This is a genomic window from Prevotella sp. tf2-5 (assembly GCF_900115435.1).
Taxonomy (GTDB): Bacteria; Bacteroidota; Bacteroidia; order Bacteroidales; family Bacteroidaceae; genus Prevotella.
Map to the genome: position 1 here is coordinate 141836 of NZ_FOWK01000004.1, position 21169 is coordinate 163004.

General features: G+C 40.5%; 24 protein-coding genes. 10 read left to right on the forward strand and 14 right to left on the reverse strand.

Translation table 11 applies throughout. The features are described 5' to 3' along the window. The first annotated feature begins 56 nt into the window (after nt 1-56). From BM257_RS05840 to mobV, 4 genes are all read left to right on the forward strand, one after another. The gene (locus BM257_RS05840; protein ID WP_092069628.1) at nt 57-440 is read left to right on the forward strand and encodes a helix-turn-helix domain-containing protein; all 384 of its coding nucleotides are present in this window, start codon (nt 57-59) and stop codon (nt 438-440) included. After that, entirely contained in the window at nt 437-1951 is a 1515-nt protein-coding gene (locus BM257_RS05845) for a DUF3987 domain-containing protein (protein ID WP_255405581.1), read from the forward strand. Before BM257_RS05840 ends, BM257_RS05845 begins: the two co-directional genes overlap by 4 nt. 2 nt (nt 1952-1953) lie before the next feature. Next, nucleotides 1954-2973 carry a DUF6371 domain-containing protein gene (locus BM257_RS05850; protein ID WP_092069631.1) on the forward strand — a complete coding sequence of 340 codons (1020 nt, stop codon included), beginning with the start codon at nt 1954-1956 and terminating at the stop codon, nt 2971-2973. 140 nt (nt 2974-3113) lie between these two features. Next, complete coding sequence (gene mobV, locus BM257_RS05855; protein WP_092069958.1) at nt 3114-4673, forward strand: MobV family relaxase; 1560 nt, start codon at nt 3114-3116, stop codon at nt 4671-4673. A 104-nt stretch (nt 4674-4777) separates the two neighbouring features. Here the strand turns inward: mobV and BM257_RS05860 are convergent, their stop codons facing one another. From BM257_RS05860 to BM257_RS05875, 4 genes are read right to left on the reverse strand one after another with little or no spacing between them, the layout of a single operon-like run. Then, nucleotides 4778-5620, reverse strand: a complete 843-nt coding sequence (locus BM257_RS05860) for a leucine-rich repeat protein (RefSeq protein ID WP_092069634.1) — start codon at nt 5618-5620, stop codon at nt 4778-4780. Further along, a complete protein-coding gene (locus tag BM257_RS05865; protein WP_092069637.1) occupies nt 5601-6155 on the reverse strand; it encodes a GNAT family N-acetyltransferase in 555 nt (184 codons plus the stop codon). The genes BM257_RS05860 and BM257_RS05865 overlap by 20 nt, the downstream gene beginning before the upstream one ends. Nucleotides 6156-6167: 12 nt before the next feature. After that, nucleotides 6168-7907, reverse strand: coding sequence for an ATP-binding protein (locus tag BM257_RS05870; protein ID WP_092069640.1), 1740 nt, complete (start codon nt 7905-7907; stop codon nt 6168-6170). Between the two features lie 3 nt (nt 7908-7910). Continuing rightward, entirely contained in the window at nt 7911-8687 is a 777-nt protein-coding gene (locus BM257_RS05875; protein ID WP_092069643.1) for a WG repeat-containing protein, read from the reverse strand. A 201-nt stretch (nt 8688-8888) separates the two neighbouring features. Here BM257_RS05875 and BM257_RS14530 point away from each other — a divergent pair, with 201 nt between their 5' ends. The 4 genes from BM257_RS14530 (at nt 8889) to BM257_RS05895 (ending at nt 12076) form a co-directional block, all read left to right on the forward strand. Next, on the forward strand, nt 8889-9326 hold the full coding sequence (locus BM257_RS14530) for a hypothetical protein (protein WP_143096770.1): 438 nt from the start codon (nt 8889-8891) through the stop codon (nt 9324-9326). Nucleotides 9327-9430: 104 nt separating this feature from the next. Continuing rightward, nucleotides 9431-10303, forward strand: a complete 873-nt coding sequence (locus BM257_RS05885; protein ID WP_092069649.1) for a sigma-70 family RNA polymerase sigma factor — start codon at nt 9431-9433, stop codon at nt 10301-10303. A 17-nt stretch (nt 10304-10320) separates the two neighbouring features. Further along, nucleotides 10321-11076 (forward strand): metallophosphoesterase, encoded by a 756-nt coding sequence (locus tag BM257_RS05890; RefSeq protein ID WP_092069652.1) that lies wholly within the window; start codon nt 10321-10323, stop codon nt 11074-11076. 52 nt (nt 11077-11128) lie between these two features. Further along, a complete protein-coding gene (locus BM257_RS05895) occupies nt 11129-12076 on the forward strand; it encodes a TIGR02452 family protein (protein ID WP_177216029.1) in 948 nt (315 codons plus the stop codon). A gap of 359 nt (nt 12077-12435) precedes the next feature. On the opposite strand, the gene BM257_RS05900 is transcribed toward BM257_RS05895, so the two are convergent. After that, nucleotides 12436-13122: a nucleoside 2-deoxyribosyltransferase domain-containing protein gene (locus BM257_RS05900; RefSeq protein WP_177216030.1), complete on the reverse strand. Its 687-nt coding sequence runs from the start codon at nt 13120-13122 to the stop codon at nt 12436-12438. Nucleotides 13123-13265: 143 nt separating this feature from the next. On the opposite strand from BM257_RS05900, the gene BM257_RS05905 reads away from it, so the two are divergent. Continuing rightward, a complete protein-coding gene (locus BM257_RS05905; protein WP_143096771.1) occupies nt 13266-13871 on the forward strand; it encodes a hypothetical protein in 606 nt (201 codons plus the stop codon). Nucleotides 13872-13883: 12 nt separating this feature from the next. After that, nucleotides 13884-14462 (forward strand): NADAR family protein, encoded by a 579-nt coding sequence (locus tag BM257_RS05910; protein ID WP_092069664.1) that lies wholly within the window; start codon nt 13884-13886, stop codon nt 14460-14462. Here BM257_RS05910 and BM257_RS05915 read toward each other — a convergent pair. The 9 genes from BM257_RS05915 to BM257_RS05950 all read right to left on the reverse strand — a co-directional run bounded on the left by BM257_RS05915 (nt 14437) and on the right by BM257_RS05950 (nt 20992). Further along, entirely contained in the window at nt 14437-15099 is a 663-nt protein-coding gene (locus BM257_RS05915) for a hypothetical protein (RefSeq protein WP_092069667.1), read from the reverse strand. The genes BM257_RS05910 and BM257_RS05915 overlap by 26 nt on opposite strands. Continuing rightward, the gene (locus tag BM257_RS05920; RefSeq protein WP_092069670.1) at nt 15096-17378 is read right to left on the reverse strand and encodes a DnaB-like helicase C-terminal domain-containing protein; all 2283 of its coding nucleotides are present in this window, start codon (nt 17376-17378) and stop codon (nt 15096-15098) included. The genes BM257_RS05915 and BM257_RS05920 overlap by 4 nt, the downstream gene beginning before the upstream one ends. 24 nt (nt 17379-17402) lie before the next feature. Next, complete coding sequence (locus BM257_RS05925; protein WP_143096772.1) at nt 17403-18176, reverse strand: hypothetical protein; 774 nt, start codon at nt 18174-18176, stop codon at nt 17403-17405. Beyond that, on the reverse strand, nt 18142-19230 hold the full coding sequence (locus BM257_RS05930; RefSeq protein WP_092069675.1) for a DUF6371 domain-containing protein: 1089 nt from the start codon (nt 19228-19230) through the stop codon (nt 18142-18144). Before BM257_RS05930 ends, BM257_RS05925 begins: the two co-directional genes overlap by 35 nt. A 15-nt stretch (nt 19231-19245) precedes the next feature. Beyond that, nucleotides 19246-19407 (reverse strand): hypothetical protein, encoded by a 162-nt coding sequence (locus BM257_RS14760; RefSeq protein WP_177216031.1) that lies wholly within the window; start codon nt 19405-19407, stop codon nt 19246-19248. 165 nt (nt 19408-19572) lie between these two features. Next, nucleotides 19573-20139: a WG repeat-containing protein gene (locus tag BM257_RS05940; RefSeq protein ID WP_177216032.1), complete on the reverse strand. Its 567-nt coding sequence runs from the start codon at nt 20137-20139 to the stop codon at nt 19573-19575. 182 nt (nt 20140-20321) lie between these two features. Then, nucleotides 20322-20612 carry a hypothetical protein gene (locus BM257_RS05945; RefSeq protein WP_143096773.1) on the reverse strand — a complete coding sequence of 97 codons (291 nt, stop codon included), beginning with the start codon at nt 20610-20612 and terminating at the stop codon, nt 20322-20324. Next, the gene (locus BM257_RS14535) at nt 20584-20805 is read right to left on the reverse strand and encodes a hypothetical protein (RefSeq protein WP_143096774.1); all 222 of its coding nucleotides are present in this window, start codon (nt 20803-20805) and stop codon (nt 20584-20586) included. Before BM257_RS14535 ends, BM257_RS05945 begins: the two co-directional genes overlap by 29 nt. After that, nucleotides 20789-20992, reverse strand: a complete 204-nt coding sequence (locus BM257_RS05950; RefSeq protein ID WP_092069687.1) for a hypothetical protein — start codon at nt 20990-20992, stop codon at nt 20789-20791. The genes BM257_RS14535 and BM257_RS05950 overlap by 17 nt, the downstream gene beginning before the upstream one ends. Nucleotides 20993-21169: the final 177 nt, after the last annotated feature.

Here is a 21169-nt window from a genome sequence, read left to right on the forward strand (position 1 = left end):
TGATAATCGACCTGCCATTCAGTTCCTTTGCAAGCGTTTATTAAATTTTTTCGAACATGGAAGAAATAAGTTTCAACGACTTGCCAAAGGTAATGTCGCAAGTTCTCGACAAGGTTGAAGGACTTGAAAAGGCTCTCAATGGGCTTAAAGACGAATTAGGTAGTAAAAGGAATCATGGTGATGGAAATGGACATATTCCAATGACCATTGATGAAGCCTGCGAATTTCTCAGGATGAAGAAGTCTACCATGTACTACAATTTAGAACATGGCAATATCCCTGGCATCCGAAGAGGAAAGAAGTATATTCTTTTCAAGGATGAGCTTATTCACTGGCTTGAGGGAGGACGTACTAATTCTGATGCAGCGATGAGCGCAGAAGAGTTTAATGCCTCTATCATGGATTCACAAAAACGTAAACCTAAAATCTTCAAGTTATGAGTGAGATGTTATTAAAGATTACAAACATGGTCCGCGCAGAAGCGGATCATGTTTCCAAAACGAGTCTGCCGTTGGAAGTGTTCCCTCAACAGATTCAGAACATTATTTTTTTGTTAGCTCATTATGAGAACTTCAACATCGAATATGTTGTAGCAATCATCCTTTCAGTTATAGCAACTGCTATAGGAAATGCTTGTCATATCCTCGTAAAAGGAAGCTGGGAGATTAGTCCGTCAATCTACATGATGCTTATTGGAAGGCCAGGACTTGGCAAGACGCCTCCACTCAACTTCCTTTATAAGCCAATTCGTGAACGCGACAGGGTGAACTATCAGAAGTACAAAGAGGAATATGATACCTACAGAAAAGAACTGGCAGAAAGAAGGAATTGCAAAGGGGAAGATTGCTATTCGGAAATGATTGACGAGCCAAATCTTATCACGACTGTTGTTTCTGATTTGACTCCAGAAGCCATGATGAGGGTTCATTACAACAATCCTCGTGGAATTGTCATTGTTGCCGATGAGATTCTTGCATTGTTCAATTCGGTTAAACGATATAGTAATAAGAACAACCTCATCGAGGACTTATTATCTGCATATAGTGGTCAAACCTTGAAGACAATAAGAAAATCAGAATCCATTCCTATCCTTATCAACAATCCATGCATCAATTTGATTGGCTCTCTACAGACCGACTTACTATCTGAAGTGTTTTGTAAGTCCTACAAAGGAAATGGTTTACTTGATAGGTTCTTGTTCGTTTATCCTGAAAATAGGATGATCTCAAAATGGGTCAGGAGCAATCATGAGGAGACACGTCCTGACATTCAATCCATGTGGGCAACTATTGTCAATAGAATAATGGATCTCCCCTGCCCTATTGATAATACTGACCATAGCATCAAGCCAAACGTTCTAAGAATGAATGACGAGGCTGAGAAATATTTCTTTGATTGGCATAACCGTTTCGTTGATGAAGCTAACAGCATACAAGACGATTTGATGATGGACAGTAGACGAATGAAACTCGATGGAAATGCTGCCCGACTGGCTTTGGTTTTCCAAATCATGAAATGGGCTGCAGGTGAAGGAAACATGCTATGTGTTGATCTTGATTCCGTAAAGAGTGCAATCCGCATGATTGACTATTACGAAAACACCTACCAACGTATTCAGGACATAATCGTTTCTGGAAATCTGGAAACAGGTACTGACGACTGGCTGGCATACCTCAACCACCAATTCACTTCAAAAGAAGCATTGGAGATTGGTAAGCGGATGGGTATGTCTAGACGTTCCGTCTACTATGCGCTTGATAACTTGTGTAGTTTACAGCATCCTGTTATCATCAAGGTAAGACATGGCGTATATGAGAAAAAAGAACCTGCAAATACGAATGCACTTTGCACTTTTGCACTTTCCGACAAAAGTGCTGACCAAGAGAGTATATGCGGCTCTTCAGACGATAGTGCAAAAAGTGCAAAGTGCAACCAACAAATAATTGGATAGCTATGAGTGAATATAGATTTCATCTCCAAAAATATAAGCAAGGCAACAAACTGTCCTGTCCTGAATGCGGAATGAAGAAATGCTTCGTGAAGTACATTGACGAAGAAGGCAAGATTATCTTCCCAGATTCTGTCGGCAAATGTGATCATGTCAACCGTTGTGGATATCACTATACTCCGAAAGAGTATTTTCATGACCACCCTGACTTAAAGCCTGAGTCCGATGACTGTTTCAGTCCTGGCGACCATATCAAGAAAGCCGTTGCAACGCCTGTTCAACCTTCATTTATCCCATCAGAGATAATGGAGCAGACATTGACACACTATGATATCAACCCACTCCATCGTTTCCTATGTGGAACCATTGGGCAGAAAGAGACAGGCAGACTCTTTAAACTTTATAAGGTGGGAACCTCAAAGAAATGGGAAGGCTCGACTATCTTCTGGCAGATTGATTCTACTGGGCGTGTCCGAACAGGAAAGATTATGAACTACAATCCTCAGAATGGTCATCGCATCAAGGAGCCACAAAGTTATGTCACCTGGGTTCATGCCGTTATGAAGACAGAAGGCTATCATCTGAAGCAGTGTCTCTTTGGCGAACATCTGCTTTCTGAGCACACTGATAAGAAGGTCATGTTGGTTGAGAGTGAGAAGACTGCAATCATAGCCTCACACTTCATGCCAGATTTCCTTTGGTTGGCAACGGGTGGCATGAACGGTTGTTTCAACTCTGATGCGATGCAAGTTCTGAGAAATAGAGACGTTATTCTAATGCCTGACCTCGGTGCTTCGAATGAGTGGCACAATAAAGCAGAATTGCTTAAGCCGATTTGCAAGAGCATCTGTGTTAGTGATGTTCTCGAAAAATGCGCGACCGAAGAGCAGTGCAATGGCGGTTTGGATATTGCAGACTTTTTGTTGATGGAAGAGACGGCACAGATGATACTCCAACAGATGATCAGAAACAATCCTGCAGTTCAACTGCTCATTGATATATTCCAACTTGAAATAGTCGAATAGAAAGAGCTTGCTCTACATAGGACTCAAAAAAGTCCATAACACAATAAGGACTTTTCACCCTATAGGTCGAAAGTCCCTTGGGAGCCAGTCCCAAGTGTGTAAAAAAGAGCAAGCTCACAAACAAAAACAATAGAATTAAAATGGATATAGAACAGAAACAAGCCATGCATGTTGAGCCAGGAAAATCGTTTGGTTCAGCAGAGGCAAATGAGAATGAAAGACGTTGGGATGACCAGAAAATAGATACGAAAAACCTGGTTCCAACCAATCATTATGACAAGACGAGGATGCATTTAAACTTCGAAATCGGTGAAGACAGGAAGGTGCATCCACTAGGTTATCATAAGCAAAATCTCGACAAAAGATTAGAGAAAAGGCTAACAAAATTAGGGTGGCACCCATTCAAAAAAGACAGCAAAATCCAACCGAATTGCTGTGCAAAATTCATCTTTGGCGGAGACCATGACAGGACATTGGAGATGGCTTTTGGCAGCCAAGAAGTTAACTTGGACAAAGAGGCAGACAACAGCCACCTTCAGCGTTGTGAAGAAATCGAGCACTGGGCATTGGACGTTTATTCATGGTGTGCTAAACGATATGGGCAAGAAAATATCATTGGTTTCCAAGTTCATTTGGACGAGACTTCACCCCACATCCATGCCCTGATTGTCCCTGTTGGAGAACGTGGAAAAGACAAGCATCCATGCGTCATGTGGTCTGCAAAATTTGGCAAAAACATCTACGAATATGGTAAGATCCTTAGGGATATGCACACCTCTCTTTATGAAGAAGTCGGCAAGAAATATGGCTTGGAGAGAGGTGACAGTGTGCGTGGTCGTGATGTTAAACATCTGAACAAAACAGAATATATTCGGAAACTTAACAAGGAAATCAAGGAGAAAGAGAAAGCCATCAAAGGGCTTCAGACCATGATCTCCAATCTGGAAAAAGAAAGGGCTAACTTGAATCGAGAAAGCGATAATCTTAAGTGGGAGTTGATGATGAAAAAAGGTAATGCCAAGCAGATTGAGGAAAGAAAAGCTGCCATTGAAAGAGATTTGGAAGAAGTAAAACAGAAAATCAACGACAAGAATCAGAAACTGATTTCTGTAGAAAAAGAGCTATTCCATAAGCAAGAAGAACTGGATGCAATGTCTGCTGACGTGAAGAAAGCATACACCATCAGAAAGCCTATACAAAGCGTTGGAGGGTCATACACCATACCAAAAATCACATCAAAACCGCCTACATTTGGGGCTGACAGTTGGGTTGCAAAGCAGAACGAAATGATTAAAGAGGCCTTCAAAGATACTGTTCAAAAGATGGCTGCCACATACCAAACTGAAGCCAACCGACAGATAGAAGAGGCTCAAAAAAACGTCATTTATGACTATAGTGAGCTACACCATCTTCGTGCCGACAACCAGCACTTGTCTGCAGAGAATCAAGAATTGAATTCTCAACTTTACACGCTCCTTGATCAGTTTAGTACGCCAAATCTTCGTAGTGCTGTTCTTGCACTTGCCAATAACATCATTAATGATCCGAATTACTCTTCAGGAGGTGGTGGCGGAGATTCTTCTGACTTGCGATGGGATGGCCGTAAGCCAGGTGAAGATGAGGACTCTTTTGCCCGCCGTTGTCTGCTTTATGCATCCCTGCAGGTGGCCAGAAATCGGAAGAAAGGATTACATCGTTAAGCATGTATCTATCGGAATAGATGTCGAGAATATATTTCTTGACATCTATTTGTTCGAGGTTACAGTCAATACCTAAATTAAATTTATTACAATAATACAATACTCTATTCATCCCGAATAATGATCTTACCACCATCTTTCCCAAATATATCGTCACCGATTACCTTTATAGAAGCAGGGACAGACAAAATCAAGTAACCCTCATGAAACAAAAATGCCTGGTCACAGATGGTCAATGTCCCTTCTGGAACGAAATATTCATTATCTGTAAAACCTTTACGGGCATAAAGCAGACGCTTTCTGTCAATTGTATAGACCACGTCTTTATCATCAATGATCACCTCATCATCAGACCATGATTCATTGGGATCCAATTCCTCTGGGACATACGGTTTGTCCCAGAAACAGATTGCCCCTACCGTGTCTGAACCACCTAGAATAGCATCAAATGACTCCTCCGGGCAGGTATATGGTATGTAAAGGCATTCAAGTTTGTCACAACCGACAAAAGCCAGTTTCTCAACTGTTTCTGTACCCTCCCTAATCTTGTAGTTCTTAACATCTGCACATTTTAGCAGACATTTCCCGTCTTTACTATACACTGCCCCGAACTCATCAACAAAGCCATTGGCAATTTCCTCCTCCAGTTCATCACTACGAACACAGTTCTCCGGATAAGGCCAATTCCAGTAATTCACCTTCAAGCCCTTTGGAGCATAACGCATGGCATCATTGCTCATAGGATAATCCGTATACCATTCAACAGTATAAGGGATATCAATTTCTTTAAGATTGGGTCGATCCTTAAAAGCCTTATTATCAATTTCCTCAACACCTTCTGGGACTCGATATCGTGAAACATCTGGAACCTTTAAAAGAGTCTTTCCGTCAAGGGATATGATAGCTCCATCCTCATCATATAGGTTTCTATAAATTATACCTTCCATTGCAAATAAGTGAATTAATAAACATATTGACCTTATTAAGCATGGCCATCAGTTCAATATAACCGATTCCATAACCGTTCATATGAATATCGTATCGATGATAATCTTCATCTGGATATGGTATCTTCTGATCTACATAGCCGTTTCTGACATAAAACCACTTTCTTCTGAGACATTCCTCATAGTCATCATTGTCCGGGTGAGGTGTAAAGATGGTCAGAGCTATGGGGCGATTGCCTTGAATCTCCCGTAGATACTTCAATAATGCTGTTCCGTAGCCCTTATCCTGAAAGTCAGGCTCAATGGCGAGATAATAGATGAAAGAACCTTGAAAGAAGTTTATCACATAAGTATAGCCAACAAACACACTATTATCCTCAACTGCAACAAAGTCCACTGATGCGCCATTATATAACCCTGCAAGGAAGTGAAGATTCGCAGTTGTTTCTGCCGAAGGGAACACCTTTATGTTCAGCTCCTCTATTTTGGAGTTGAGTTCCAAATCATCTTCTCTAACTTTTCTAAATGTAATCATTTTGCTCCTTCTTTATATAAAACCTATATGTGCTCCGCCTTTCTTCACAATTTTCTCTTCGCGGCAGTATTGCTCAATTTTCTCATCGGTCACATAATCATTCCCATAAAGAATGCTCTCTATATCACACTTACGGGTAATATTCTCAATCTGTCCTCCGCTAAAATCATAGGCAGAGGCCAGTTTATCAGCGGTCTTTTCAGAGAGTTCCGGTAGCATAGACTGCCATATTTTGGTGCGCTGAGCCAATTCGGGTTTCTCAAATTTTACCTTGTAGAGGAAGCGTCGCTCAAAGGCATCATCCATGTTCTGTACCAAGTTTGTCGTTGCGATCATAATACCGTCCAGCGTTTCCATCTCTTGTAGAATGATGTTCTGAATGGAGTTCTCCATCTTGTCAACAGAACGCTCAGCACCCTCCTTTCGTTTACCGATGACAGCATCTGCCTCATTGAAGAGAAGGATAGGAACTTTCTTGGAATTCTTAGCGACAGCACGATAGCGGTCAAAAATAGCCTTGATATTCTTCTCGCTCTCGCCTACCCACATACTCTTCACCTGCGAGATATTCACCTGCATGATATCACGGCCAGTCTTTTTAGCCATCTGGAGCACACTCTCAGTCTTTCCTGTGCCAGGTTCGCCATAGAACAGACAGGCAAAGCCCTGACGCCGTCCTTTTTCCTTCAGGCGGTTACATATACTCATATAATGCCCCTCATCAAGCAACTCAGCCAGTCCTTCAAGTTGGTGCATGACCTCGTCATTAAAGAACAGCTCTTTGGCTACTATACTATCGCTCCGCACCACGTCACAACCTTTGTTCTCTGGCTGCTTGATGTCAAACTCTTGAAGGAGTGTTTCACGTGCTTTGGCTGTCAATTGATATTCGTCTTTATCTTTGAAACCTTCAGAAAAAGCGTTTTCTACCCAACCTTCCCTAACCAGAAAGTGCCTTCCTTCGGACATGGCTCTGTCAAAATTATACTTCTGATGCTGTGCATCAAACAAGAAGACAAGATGACTCATAGGGATATTAACTGTTCCGCATAATACCAGATGACGACACATGTGAGTAACTACAGCCTCACTTTCTGCTGACATGCCAATATTACGTAGAGCCTTTACATATGAAAGATCCGGATTTTCATCCATCAGCCGTTCTATCTCTTCAAACATCAGTTCTGAAGAGAGTTCATCCTCATGGCGCAGATGGGTGATATCATAAAAATGCTGGAAGAACTGAATTCCAGAGGCATTCTTGTATGACTTACGTTGGAACGGCTCATTCTTAGCGAGGCTTTCCAGAAATGATTGGGTCACGGCATAGTCATAACTTCCATTCATGTTATTTCTTATCATGCGAAGCATACCTTTCCTTACCAAGTCATCCACCTCTCCTTTATACTGTAGCACTTGTACGCTGTTACAATCAAGGTATCGAGCGACATCCGCGAAGTCGGACTTATTGCCTGAGGCACTCGACTCCGCGAAAAGAGCCAGTAGCACAGCCTGTATCTTAGTGATGCCCTGACGTTCTGAAAGGAAGGTAATAAAACGATCTGCCTTCTCAAAGAATAAAGAACTCAGCTCCGAATCCTCAGCAAGGGTTACAATGAGATCCACTGCTGACAACATGGTTAGTTCTTCATTCTCATCAATAAAGTCAGGAGTCAGTTCCTGTTCCATCTCTGCCTTTTCCTGTATTTTAAGTTTGCGTAGTGGCTTTCTTATTTTCTTGCCTCTTATCATATCTCAGTCTTTAAAAAATGTATCTGGATTGTACTCCCCAACGAGATACCCCTCATAGTCGATGGCTTCCTCGCATGTCATAAAATCACCTGATTCGTTGATGACACCTTCCACATCGTCTTTTGTGACAGTGCAGGGCTGCTCCATATCAACAAATTCAACCTTGTCATATTGAGGAGCAATATAGAGGTCATTACATGTTCTGTCAAGAAGGCCGTACTTGTTACCTGACCTAATCACAAGACATCGTCCGTTAGCATGCGTTATTTCATCAAGCATACAAGGGGCAATTACATGTCCATCCTTGCCTATAATCCCAAGTTTACCGTCTTTCTTGACAGTGTAATAAGGTTCTATGAGCATATATGAGATGGAGTCGTAGACAAAAGGAGTCAGTGCCTCGCCACTACCATCTGGCTTTACCAGTCCTGCCTTTCCGTTCAGTTTTGCAACCCGAGGAATGTTTCCGCAATATATTTTGTGACAAAGTTCACCTATACCGTCATACTTCGCGGGCAAGAGTACCTTACCAGTCGCATCCTTTGTGCCATATTTTCCATTTTTCTCAAAAATGGTGTCATACCAGTCGTAACGGTCAATGTATTGGGATCGAATCATCACTAAGTCATAGGAAGAACGACGATTTCCCTCTATCACCTCATCATTCTCTTCTGCTTTCTCTATATCATCAATAATATTATCCAGTTTCTTAACGAACTGGAGATTCTTCACTGTAGCCTTTGGCTTGTTCACCACGATTGTCGCACTCTTTACACTCATGTTTATATTCTTTTTAATTACTATCCTTGGTGAGTCCTCGGATTTCTGTGGCAAAGATAAGACAAAAAATATGTATATGGTCTGGAGTTATAGGTATAACATATACTCTTCAATTATTTACATTTCTGTTATACATATAACAAAACAGGTAATACAAATACTATTAATTATCTTTGCCATAAAATTAAAAGTAACATCAATATGGCAAGTATTAGAAACATTAAGAAAAGTAACAAGTATCAAACTGTCGATTACTCAGATTTCTCACATGAGGAGTACCAGAATCTCCTTCATAGTGGGAGTAAAGTTGAACCAAGGAAAAAAGCTGCGCAAGAACTTTTGAACTACCTTTGTGACAAATATGGAATTCCACGTTGCCCAATATTTGTCTTTAATACGACATACGACCCCAAATTTGGATTCACATGTATGGGATTATATCAAGGAGTTAAAGAAGGAATTACCCTTTGGAACAATCGTCACTATATGGTTCCATGTGACATCAGAACCTTCATCAATACACTTCTTCATGAATTTATGCATCACTATGACTATTATTATTTGAGATTACCAGATTCTGTTCATTGTAAAGGATTTGAATCAAGAATAAGGGACTTGAGGAGGAAACTTGCGAGTTAATTCTCGCTTTTCTCCCAATCCTTATCGCTATACGTATATAATGGAGGCATGTGTGTTTATATTATAGTAACTTTGCAACCCAAAAAGTATAAGATAGTAGAAATATGAGACAACTGAAGATTAACAAAAGCATTACCCCTCGTTCTGAGCAGTCACTCGACAAGTACCTTTCTGAGATTAGTCGTGTTCCTTTGGTGTCAACTGAAGAAGAAGTATTACTTGCCCAAGCCATTCATGCGGGAGGAAAGAAAGGTGAAATTGCCAAAGACAAGCTTGTTAAAGCCAATTTGCGCTTTGTGGTATCTGTTGCTAAACAATATCAGAACCAAGGTGTTTCCCTTACAGACCTGATTAGTGAAGGAAATATTGGACTTATAACAGCTGCTAATAAGTTTGATGAAACACGTGGTTTCAAGTTTATCTCCTATGCCATCTGGTGGATTCGTCAAAGCATCCTTCAGGCCATCGCAGAGTACAGCAATATGGTACGCAGGCCCCAGAGTCAGATTGCCATCAGCAACAAGATCAAGAATGCCACGAATGAATTTATTCAGAAACAGCAACGTTACCCGTCTGCAGAGGAGTTGAGTGACATTATTTCTTTGGAAATTGACAAGATTGAAAAGGCCATTCAAGGTGAAGCACATGTTGCCAGTATTGATGCTCCCATTTCTGAAGATGAGGGAACAACGGTAGCTGATATGATGTCGTCCTCCTCAGAGTATGCAACTGACCGAAAGGTTGACCATGACTCCATGTGTAGCGACCTGATGCAAGTGTTGTGTACCGTCCTCAATGATAGGGAAAGAACTATTGTCATCCAAAGTTTTGGCATTGGATGTCAAGAGAGGGCACTCGACGATATTGGCTACGATATGGGACTTACCCGTGAACGTGTCCGTCAGATCCGTGAGCGTGGTCTGGACAAGATGCGCAAAAGCAGCAAGTCAAGATTTCTTCTCAGGCACTTAGGTTGAATTGTTTGCATAAGATAATGAATAAGAAAATACTGATTATTCCAGATGTTCATGGCCGTACTTTTTGGAAGTCGGCCTTGAGATCTGGTGACTACGAGAAAATTGTGTTTCTTGGAGACTACACTGATCCCTATGAAATGGAGGACATTACGAATCGTGAGGCTCTTAAGAACTTCAAATCCATCATAGCCTTCAAGCAGCAGAACCCTGAAAAAGTCGTTTTGCTGTTGGGTAATCATGACCTTCATTACTATTCTGAGTATTATTATGAACTTGCCGGTGGTGTCAGGTATGATCCTGTTTCTGCCGTTTCCCTTCAGCGTTTATTCTCAAAATATCATAGTTGTTTTCAACTAGCATGGGAAACAGATTGGGGCAATAAACACTATCTGTTTTCGCACGCAGGTATCACGCAGAGCTGGCTTAAGCGGAATGTGGAACTGATTAGGAAACCGGACGCAAGGCATTTGAATCGCCTTCTTCATTCCAATGAGGGTCTGGAATCTTTGGCACAAGTAGGTGAAATGCGTTGGGGTGATTATCCCAGCGGTAGTATGGTATGGGCTGATGTTGAAGAATTGCTCGTCTCGAATCCCTTATTTGGTATTTACCAGATTGTTGGGCACACTATGCAGTTTGATGGGCCGATTATCACAGAAGACCTTGCATGTCTTGACTGTCGTGCAGCATTTTCGCTCAACGAAATGGGAAAAATTGAATTGGTTACAGAACTGACCTCTTATGAGGATGTTATCACCTCTTTTACGAGCTAATTCTTGGTATTTTGATTTATTATTTGTAGTTTTGCAAACAAAAAGTAGAAATATGACAACAGACAATTACCCCTCATGGGATGCAAAGGCATGGCTCGCAGAGTTTGAGCCATCCAAAATGGTACAGGGTGGCACTCGCCCTGTAAGAGCCAAAGTCTTCCAGTCGACTTTGGAAATAGTAACTAAAGGTGGTTATAAGGCTCCTTCTGGAATAACTATACGATTTGACAACCTCCATAATGGAAAGACACTTCGAGATAATGTCTTTTGTGAAAAGGAGATCTCGTTGAAAAATGTAGAGCACAAATATACTACAGAGTACAAAGTTGTCAATCAAGATTGTTTGGCATATGCCAAGACTCTCTTTGATCAAGATTATACAGACGACCTTTGTGTACTCAATATGGCCAGTCCCAAGAATCCTGGAGGTGGAGTATATGGTGGTGCTGGCGCACAGGAAGAATACCTTTTCCGTTGCTCAGATTATTTCCGTTTCCTTTTCCAATATGCAGATCCTGCAATGTTTGATTGCGAGAAGGAATATGGAATCCCCCACAATCCACATCACTCTTATCCATTGAAAAGGAATTATGGTGGCGTGTACTCTCATGGTGTTACAGTTTTCCGCGATACCGAAGCAAACGGCTATGCATTGTTAGATAACCCTTGGCAGGTGAATTTTGTAGCTGTCGCAGCAATTAATATAAGAAGGTTTATGAATGGTAGAACAACCATACCGGATAATTTCATTCCCTCAACTCTCAACCTTATTCGTACCATCTTACGAATTGCATACAATAACGGCCAGCGCAGACTAGTGCTTGGGGCTTTTGGTTGCGGAGCTTTTGCCAATCCACCCAAGCACATGGCTCAACTGTTCAAGCAGGTCTTTGAAGAGCCAGAGTTCCAGGGACTTTTCCGTGAGATTCATTTTGCCATCATCGAGGATCATAACTCCCATGGTCAAAACTATAATGCATTTAAAGAAGTGTTTGGATAATTAAAACTCAATAGCTTATGTTGGTTACATGTCAATGTTGTCATAGAACAATGTCAGATAAAGGACATTGGTTCGTTTGTGATTCCTGTGGGTATCGTATTTGCCCATCATGTCTTTCCAGTCATAGTGGCCCGTTCAGTTCAGGTGGATATAAATGTAGTCAGTGTGCTTGGGGACATATGAAAGATGTATGGAATTGGTAATAAATAAAGGACGGTGGAGTCTCAACGACTGCACCGTCCGTAGACATATAAAGGAAGGTTTAGTCTTTCCTATCCGATAAATCTGGACAACTCACAGATGATTGGAATAGTTACGACGTTCCCATAATAATGATAGTATGATATTCCGCTGAATACCTATTTTGTTATTATTTCTATCTTCCCGTTGAGGAATGGTTTCCATTCATCGGCTCCGAAATCCCCCTCCACAAATACCGTATCGCCAGGAGCAACGGTCTGGTTCCAGTGTTCCATCAGTGTCTCGTTGCGACTCGTACTTGGTTTAATCATCCTGCTCAACTTATCCATCGGCTCAAATGCCGGACCTGGCATATGGTGAGCTTTCTCTTCCTCCTTACGAGGACGTTCCATCCATGCCTTTAGTTCCGTCATGCAACCTTCGAGTGAAGTATGGATATTTTCTACTCCATAGTACTTTGCCATACGCCGCAGATGATGAATACCAGCCATGTCATCACCATTCTCATTCTTGAACTCGGGATCAATACCGATGATTACCCTATGCCCACGCGCCAGATTCTCTGCCATCTCCAATCTGGTGGTGATGGCATAATAACGCCAAGGCTTCATAGGACGGGCCTGAGGCGGAATCCAGAATAAAATCACGTCGCACATGCGCAGGCCAAAGGTTTCCCAGTTCACCTGATAGGTACCCGTCACAAATCGATCTGTCTTACGGGGATTCAGGAATGTAATGTCATCAATACCAACCTTTGCAGCCACCTTGGGAGCCTGAGCCTGCCAAGATGGTGCGCCATTCATCGGGCCTGCCAGAAATACAGTCCACTGAGTTTTCTCAGTCACTGGCGTCGGGGATTTAATAACTTCAATCATGCAATTAAATAGTTTGATGACGCAAAAGTACGAAAAATAATCAAAAGTTGCTCTTTATTATACTTATAATCGATTTTTTTCGTATATTTGCATCAATTTTAATGGCTTGTTATATGGAAATATTTTATCATGGCACATCAGTGCTTTTCAAGAAGTTTGATATTGCCCATGCTTTGGAAGGCGATGGCAAGGCGAAATTTGGTTTTGGTACTTATGTCACAGAGTCATATACATCTGCTGCGCACTATGCTTACAATAAGAAGCGTCCAGAGAACAAAGACTATTATGTTTATACCCTTGAGATTCCCGATATGACAGAAGATAACTATCTGTTCTCCTGTCGCCCTGTTCATCCATCTATCATTGGACGTACTGAAAAGGTTCTTGGCGAGCAGATTCCTGCTGAAGCAACTACTGTTGGCAAGTATTTCCGTAAATATGTTGGTAATCGACTTACAGGTAAAGAGGGTACTGTAAAGAAACTCATTGGTAGTGCAGACCTCGATTCAGAAAAGGCTGCTGCTAAATTCTTCAGCGAGATAGGTCTTGAATATTTTGCATGGCCACAGGCACAGACTAACCCTGATGGCTTGACAAATAGAGTTGTCTTGAACATTGACAAGATTCGCATTGTTCGCATCGACAAGGTGGAGCTTGACCCGAAGAAGTTCCAGCTCGTAGAAGGTTCCCCAAAAGAAATTCCGTTTGACAGTTTCTAAAATCTAGATAGTATGAACTTCTACAGTATAGCCCCATTTATTCAGGAATTCTATCCTGAATATTATTCCATAGAGACGTACCCTGTTTCTGAGTGTGTTGCCATCCGTAAGGTGAAAGAGTTTTGGGGTATTTTGGGAAATTTCGCTCCCACACCTATTGTTATTAATAATGTGACGTTCAAAACTTCAGAGCTGTTGTTCCAGCTTATGAAATTCAAAGACGAAGAGCCAGTGAAGGCAGTCTTCAGTGCTAATAATCCCAAGATGACCACCAAGCATTGGGAAAAGACCCACCGTCGAGAAGACTGGGGTAAGATCATCGTTGATGCCATGAAGTTCTGTCTTACAAAGAAGTACGAACAAAGTGAGGATTTCCGTAAGGAACTGGAGCGCTCTAAAGGTAAATACATTGTCGAAGACCAGACATCCTTCCCCAAAAAGACTCCAGACACCTGGGGTGTCAAACAACAAGGTGACAACTATGTCGGTCCAAACCTCTTAGGTCGACTCCTGATGGAACTTCGCGACAACGGGAAATTGGAATATAAACTCCCTGATGACGCTTTTACGTTCCTTCAGTATCTGAAGTAGATTTGGGTGGACGTTTAAGTTTTCTCCACTTCCCTCCAACAGGTGAATGCCTTTTCATATATAGACGCGTAGATTCATCCAGACACATATCAAAAACATCTTTGATAGTGTTCATATAAACGTCACTCCAACCCTCTGCTTTGGGGAAAACAAGTTTGTACGCATGAATGTCTTCCACATAATGTTCTATAATGTCAAGGAATTCCCGAAATTGACCATACATTTCTTCTTTATTACTATCCGAGAACTGATCGAAGACTATCATCTTTCGTTTTGACCATAACCTTCCCTTATAATATATATGGGGGTAACTAAAGCGGCAACGTTCCATTTTATTAAAGAGGTCTGGATGCCTTTCATCTGAAGAACCGAATTGTATTCTCCCTTTCTGGTCAAGATAATACACAAAGGGCATGGCATCATCATCATTCCAGTCGAGTTTGATTTTGGCAGGCCCCAGTTGCCCCCAGAATCGATAGTAAACCCTAACCTTATCAGAACTAACAACACCTTTGCCAGCCATGTTAAAATCACAACTAAACTTATACTCCGTCTTCTTCATAAACTCCTCCAACGTAACATAATTATCCATTTTTCCTGTTATGTCTATAACTTTGATAATTCCTATATTATTCATTTTTCTAGTTTGGGACAATTCCAAAATGTTTGAGAAGTAACTCCCGTAACTCCACCTTGGAAATCAATTCTTCTAAGATTAATATCGGAAGCGAAAGTATCAGCAGAGGTCAGCTCTACATACTGGTTTACAGTTATTGTTTCAACAAATGGATTACCACCGAAGTCGGCAATACGCTTGACATCTTCTGATACAACATAGTTTTTCTGCTGAGTCCAGCAACACAGCAGCTCTTGGTTCTTATCGTCAATCAGCGCGTCATTCTCCACATGGTATCCTTCTGCATGACAGACAACGCCTTCAAAACCTTCGTGTGCACTTACTATACCATAGTCAATACTTTTTACTGTATCAGGAATTACAAGACGCTTTAAATGATTACACCCCCAGAAAGCCCAATGACCAATGTTGGTAATATTTTCGTGGATGTCAATCTCTTTTATACCGCTGCAATAAAACAACTCAGGACTTATATAGTCTATTTGTGAAGGCAGTTTTAGATATCTAAGCACTTCTGTATAGCGGAAAACGCCATCTTCTATTGACTCAATACTTTCAGGCAGATTTATCTTTTCGAGTTGGCTGCAGCAGTTAAAGGCACCGCCTTTTATTTCTTTTACAGATGAAGGCAGAATTACTTTTTTCAGTTTCCTGCAACTCTCACACATAAATTCAGGCACCTCGGTTATACCTTCTGGCAATTCAATTTCTTCTATTGGACAGCGAATAAATGTGTTAACATCCATCTCACGCAGTGTACTGGGCAATTCGATCTTCTTAAGTTTCGCCTCTGGCAGCCAGAAGGAATCCTCCATAATTTCCACTCCTTCAGGGATGGAATACTCCTCACATGTGAAGAGCAAAGGATCGACCTTCTTCAATATGCGACCATAATTGCTGTAGGTCACACCCCATTCGTCTGTTTGCTCCTCGTCAAGCAGCATTTTAGCAAAAGGTAGAATGACATCTTGGAGAATTACGCTATTATCTCTACCATTACGAGGAATATCAATTACGTTAGGGAAGAACTGAGGAATGAAGCTTCCCCTCAAAAAGTTATATGGAATCTCACTTATAAAGAACCCCCAACACTTTCTACGACTTTCTTCTGAAAGATTATCAAACAGATGCTTGTCCAGGTTTTCGAGAGCCATAACGTTCATAATACCTCTTAATACATTCCAAGAGCTGGGATTGATACAAATACGGTGATATTCATGCAGCGTAATTGCATACATTGCACCCAATTCTACACCAATAATCAAATCAGGATGATGTCCCTGACACAAAAGTCTTATATATGGCAAATCTTCATCTGGATTACACTCGATATGTGGCACAATAACATTGTCATGAGGAAAACAAGCCTTTAAGCTATCAGAAATATTGTCCATTAGTCCAGAGCCTTGTAGGAGCAGTATAGTCTTACTTCGTTTGCAAATCTCATCCATAGCTGTAACCATCCGCAGCGCTTTATTGTAAAGAGAATGTTTCAAATGAACATAAACATTCCTTTCTGTATCATATCTCAAGATGCCTTCTCCCATCTGTTCAAAGCCACGTTTCGCAATAGTAAGAAGACCGAAGCAAATTCCTTGTTCATTCTTCTCGATAGTCTGAACTTGATAGTGGTCTGGACGATATAAGAATACGGAATAGTCAGAAAAATCATTAATCGTCATGAATTCCTGATGGTCTGACATTATGGGATAACGATGCTTTTCTTCTGTGCCAGATCCTAACATGGCCGTAGTGATAATAGTAGCTCGAAGTTCATCAGCTAATTCTCTCAAAGATCTCATGCATACAAATAATTCATCCGCACGATTGTGCTTATAGCAGTCAATAAGTTGAAGGCTGTCGATGATAAAGAGTTTCACTCCATGCTCTGATGATAATTTACGCATTCTGTCTCTGAGTTCATCAATTGTAATAGCAGGCTTATCATCAATATATAGAGGTGAAGCCGTCAATCGAGAAATATGCTCATCGAGTTTCTCCCATTCATCATGGTTAAGTTTGCCATTCAGGATTTTGTCCCCATCAATATCACATACACTGGAAATTAGCCGATTCACCAGTTTTACATTGCTCATCTCCATGGAGAAGAATGAACAAGGGATTTTCTCGTCAACGGCAACGTTTTTTGCTATAGATAGTGCCAACGAGGTTTTTCCTGTTCTACCTTGTCCTGCAATCACTATCATTTCTGAAGATTTCAGTCCTCCCGTTACTATATCAATTGCGGAGAATCCCGTTTTTATCACAATCGTTTCCATAATCACTTTGTTTTCAAATTATTTTCAAATATCTATATTCCTCTTATACTTAATCATTTCTTCTTTGTCAAGTGGCAGAACTCCAATAGCTACATCTGAGGAAGTGTGAACATTATTCTTGTGGAGCACCTCCAAAAGATTGTCAATACGAGATCGGGCTTCTTTAATAAAGGACAATGCTGATGTAGTTATTTCATCTGGATATATCATTATATTCCATCCTCCATGTACGTAATGTCTATTACATACAATCCCAACATGTCCAATATATGAATCTATACAATAATCATTCGATTCTTTATTTAATTCAGGAAGAGCTTCATTCCTAATGATATCATTATCCCCAATAGGACAGTTATTGAAGAATTCTTTTGGCAAATCAACACAAAAATCCATTCCATTAATAATGGAAATATGGGATTGTACTTTTAAATCTTCAATAATAGTTTTTAAGCTTTTATACGTTCTTACAGAAACTTGTACATCTATAAAACGATAGTGATATTTGTGGAAGCATAAAACTACCTGATGGAAATCATCCATGAAAACACGAATATAGATACCAGAATTGTGTTCCTTATGACATCTCGGCCCAAGGAGATTTACGTTAAACACCTGTTTTATCTCCAGTATGCGTCTCTGAAACCAATGTGGAAACATATGAGAGAGTTCCAGCAACTTACAATCTTTTTGTATTGTATGCAACACATCAAGAGGTAGATAACTGTTGTCAATTAGATGCTTCATTGACTGTTGTTTTCTATTATTCTCCTTCATTGCTATACCCTTCTTCAACATTTTGTATTTTGCGTATAATAATATCTGCAGCATCGGCTTTCATACCATCCTCCTCACACCAATTCTGATCCAGGAAGTCGGTGTAAAGCACCACTCTGTTATAGTTGAATTTGTCGAGGAGTTTTCTCCATTCCTCAATACCATCTTTGTCTGGCCACAAACAGATGTTGCGCTTCATGTCAATGAGTGGATGTAGTGTGTCAGCCCTTAAATTCTTCAACCCGCCACATGCCAGAAACAAATCCTGTTCAATCTCACCAAAGTGAATGGCGCATATCAACGCCGTTTTCTCACTCTCCACAAGATGAATGGTGGCTTGGGGATATTTGCTGACGAGATGCATGCCAAAGAGAGTAGAGCGAAATTCCGTATGTTCGAAATCGATTTGCTCACGAACAATCTTCTGATTATGCATCCACCCTGGGTTATATTTCTTGTCGCGATGGCCATCATGTAGATATCTCATCAGTTTGCCACTTCGCACATTGCCACTTTCATCAATTTGCCAGAAGATGACACGCCCATCTCGCCAATGCCCCACACAATATCTCCATAACGTTTTCTCTATTCTGTCTCGTTCCTCTTTGGTTTCCCAAGGCAAACTGCGTAACCAGTTGCAGAAGCGGTCACGCTGGGTATAGCGCATTGACTTCCCAACTACATCGCGAGGAATGCTCAGCGTTTCCAGAGGTAATGGTTTTGGACGTGGTAGTGGTAGTGGTGGAGTGTAGTCAATTGGTACGTCATCTACGTCAATGTTGTACTTCTTTCCGAGCCAGCGAATAGCATCTGGGAAGGTCATGTGCTCATGATTCATCAGGAACTGAACAGCTCCTCCCTTAGCATCACAGACGAAACACCGGTATGTGCCACCACCAGACTTCACGCCTTCTGGACGCACAATAAAGTTTCCGTCGTGGTGATCGTCATGAAACGGACAACAGCCGGTATAGTTCACGCCAGCCTTGCGAAGTTCCACGAAGTCGCCTATAACTTCAACGATGCTCGTCGCATCAAGAACCTTATCTATTATCCATCTCTCTATTTTAGGCATATCTATCTTTATCTTTTATTCATCAGCTATTCCATCCAATGCTTCCAAGAAGTCTTCTGCAGATACCAAATTACCTATTTCACTCCAGTCTTTTACGAAAAGTACGTCAGAAATATCCATCTCAACGTTTTCGTTGATTCTTATCTTTGATGGCAATATTTCCTTTTGTATCTCCATGTCTATTTAAAATCACCTTCTATAGACTTTTTCATGTCTTCCAATGTCATATAGCCATTGTTCAAGTACCAATCCATATCGACTTCATAGTCTATATATCTATTATCGACATTGAGCTGAGAATCCATGAAATCCCTATGTTCAATTACCAATTTGTCACCTTCCTTATTTATCAGATGTACCTTTCTTCCCATTGCCTTCGAGAATATCGTCTATAGCTTTGAAAAATTCCTCAGAATCAACAACATCTCCTAATTCATTCAAATCTTCAATAATCACCATGTCATTGATATCCATTTCACAGGTATCACTTATTTTAATCATTTGAGGAGCAGTTCTTTCCCTTGTCCATATTACGTTTCCTTCTTTGTCTATGTATCTTTGTTTATCATCAAAAACAATCGCCCTTCCTTTATAAAATGGATGTGCGTAGTTCCAAACTAATGGTATTACCAGTTCTCCAGATTTATTTACATAACCACATTTCCCATCTCTTTCAACTACAGCAAGACCTTCTGAGAAAGATTCACAATTGTCCCATTCTAAAGGAATAACAACTTTTCCTGTCTTATCAATAAAACCATATTGCCAATTTTGAACCATAGCCAACCCTTCATGAAAATTATAAACCATATTCCATTGGGCAGGAATTACGATCTGACCTTGAAGGTTTTTATATCCCATTTTACTATTATCATCACTATAAGGTATCAAATCTTGTTCTTCTTTCATATTACACATTCTCTTTATTGTGGGTCTTTCGGTAATCATCAGCTGAGATATAACCATTACGTTAGCACTCCTCTACATCTATCTTCGGGTGCAGTTTAATCTCCGTATTCTGGATTTTAAGCGAATCAGACTCAATGATTCTTCTTTCTTGCTTTTTTAACTTCGCGAGCATTTCTTCTGAACTAATGTCCTTCATATTCTTTGCTTATTGCTTTCATTGTTTCTTCTTTAGCTTCATCTATCGTGAGCCACTCATTATTGTTAATCTCTTCTTGGGAAATGGAACTATATCCTCTTTCAATTCTCCTAAACATATCTTCTGCTTTACTATATCCATTAGCCAGATACCAATCAACATCAAGATCATAATCATCATATTTACCATCACAATTATGTTCAGATATCATAAGATCCCGAGTATAAACAACCATTTTCTCACCTTCATTATTTATCAGATGTACCTTCCTGCCCATATAATCTTTCATTGAGATATTTACGATAGTCACTTGCTGAAATATAGCCTCTTTCTAAATAGGAAGAAACATCCAACCTGGGAAGATTTTCAATTTCTTCCTCAGAAAGATTTGCAGGTTCTCCATTAAGGAGATTCTCATCCATTTCAAAAATATTACCTTTACCATCTCTAATTTTAACTATCCTTCCCATAAAATTGACCTTCTATTCGTCTTCTCGCTTCTTCAATGGTTACATATCCACTTGCCAGATACCAATCCACATCCAGGTAGTACTCATCATATTTCCCATCTTTCAGCATTTCAGAATCATTAAAAACCTTGTGAGGTATAGCTATCTTCTCGCCGGTTATACTTATCAAATGAACGTTTTTATCCATATCCAATTCTTATTATTATTCTTTTCTAGGTGCAAAATTACAGATTTTCTTTGGTTGACATACCTCGTTCTATACGTATATATTCACGGTCTATATGGAAGGAAATTCCGAACTTTGCACCGCGAAACATAAATCACAGTACAATGACAGCAAAACAGACAAGCAAAATTACACCGA

Coding starts and splice junctions, on each gene's coding strand:
- BM257_RS05840 (WP_092069628.1), top strand. CDS start 57: ATGGAAGAAATAAGTTTCAACGACTTGCCAAAGGTAATGTCGCAAGTT.
- BM257_RS05845 (WP_255405581.1), top strand. CDS start 437: ATGAGTGAGATGTTATTAAAGATTACAAACATGGTCCGCGCAGAAGCG.
- BM257_RS05850 (WP_092069631.1), top strand. CDS start 1,954: ATGAGTGAATATAGATTTCATCTCCAAAAATATAAGCAAGGCAACAAA.
- mobV (WP_092069958.1), top strand. CDS start 3,114: ATGGATATAGAACAGAAACAAGCCATGCATGTTGAGCCAGGAAAATCG.
- BM257_RS05860 (WP_092069634.1), bottom strand. CDS start 5,620: ATGGAAGGTATAATTTATAGAAACCTATATGATGAGGATGGAGCTATC.
- BM257_RS05865 (WP_092069637.1), bottom strand. CDS start 6,155: ATGATTACATTTAGAAAAGTTAGAGAAGATGATTTGGAACTCAACTCC.
- BM257_RS05870 (WP_092069640.1), bottom strand. CDS start 7,907: ATGATAAGAGGCAAGAAAATAAGAAAGCCACTACGCAAACTTAAAATA.
- BM257_RS05875 (WP_092069643.1), bottom strand. CDS start 8,687: ATGAGTGTAAAGAGTGCGACAATCGTGGTGAACAAGCCAAAGGCTACA.
- BM257_RS14530 (WP_143096770.1), top strand. CDS start 8,889: ATGGCAAGTATTAGAAACATTAAGAAAAGTAACAAGTATCAAACTGTC.
- BM257_RS05885 (WP_092069649.1), top strand. CDS start 9,431: ATGAGACAACTGAAGATTAACAAAAGCATTACCCCTCGTTCTGAGCAG.
- BM257_RS05890 (WP_092069652.1), top strand. CDS start 10,321: ATGAATAAGAAAATACTGATTATTCCAGATGTTCATGGCCGTACTTTT.
- BM257_RS05895 (WP_177216029.1), top strand. CDS start 11,129: ATGACAACAGACAATTACCCCTCATGGGATGCAAAGGCATGGCTCGCA.
- BM257_RS05905 (WP_143096771.1), top strand. CDS start 13,266: ATGGAAATATTTTATCATGGCACATCAGTGCTTTTCAAGAAGTTTGAT.
- BM257_RS05910 (WP_092069664.1), top strand. CDS start 13,884: ATGAACTTCTACAGTATAGCCCCATTTATTCAGGAATTCTATCCTGAA.
- BM257_RS05915 (WP_092069667.1), bottom strand. CDS start 15,099: ATGAATAATATAGGAATTATCAAAGTTATAGACATAACAGGAAAAATG.
- BM257_RS05920 (WP_092069670.1), bottom strand. CDS start 17,378: ATGGAAACGATTGTGATAAAAACGGGATTCTCCGCAATTGATATAGTA.
- BM257_RS05925 (WP_143096772.1), bottom strand. CDS start 18,176: ATGTTGAAGAAGGGTATAGCAATGAAGGAGAATAATAGAAAACAACAG.
- BM257_RS05930 (WP_092069675.1), bottom strand. CDS start 19,230: ATGCCTAAAATAGAGAGATGGATAATAGATAAGGTTCTTGATGCGACG.
- BM257_RS14760 (WP_177216031.1), bottom strand. CDS start 19,407: ATGGAGATACAAAAGGAAATATTGCCATCAAAGATAAGAATCAACGAA.
- BM257_RS05940 (WP_177216032.1), bottom strand. CDS start 20,139: ATGAAAGAAGAACAAGATTTGATACCTTATAGTGATGATAATAGTAAA.
- BM257_RS05945 (WP_143096773.1), bottom strand. CDS start 20,612: ATGGGCAGGAAGGTACATCTGATAAATAATGAAGGTGAGAAAATGGTT.
- BM257_RS14535 (WP_143096774.1), bottom strand. CDS start 20,805: ATGGGAAGGATAGTTAAAATTAGAGATGGTAAAGGTAATATTTTTGAA.
- BM257_RS05950 (WP_092069687.1), bottom strand. CDS start 20,992: ATGGATAAAAACGTTCATTTGATAAGTATAACCGGCGAGAAGATAGCT.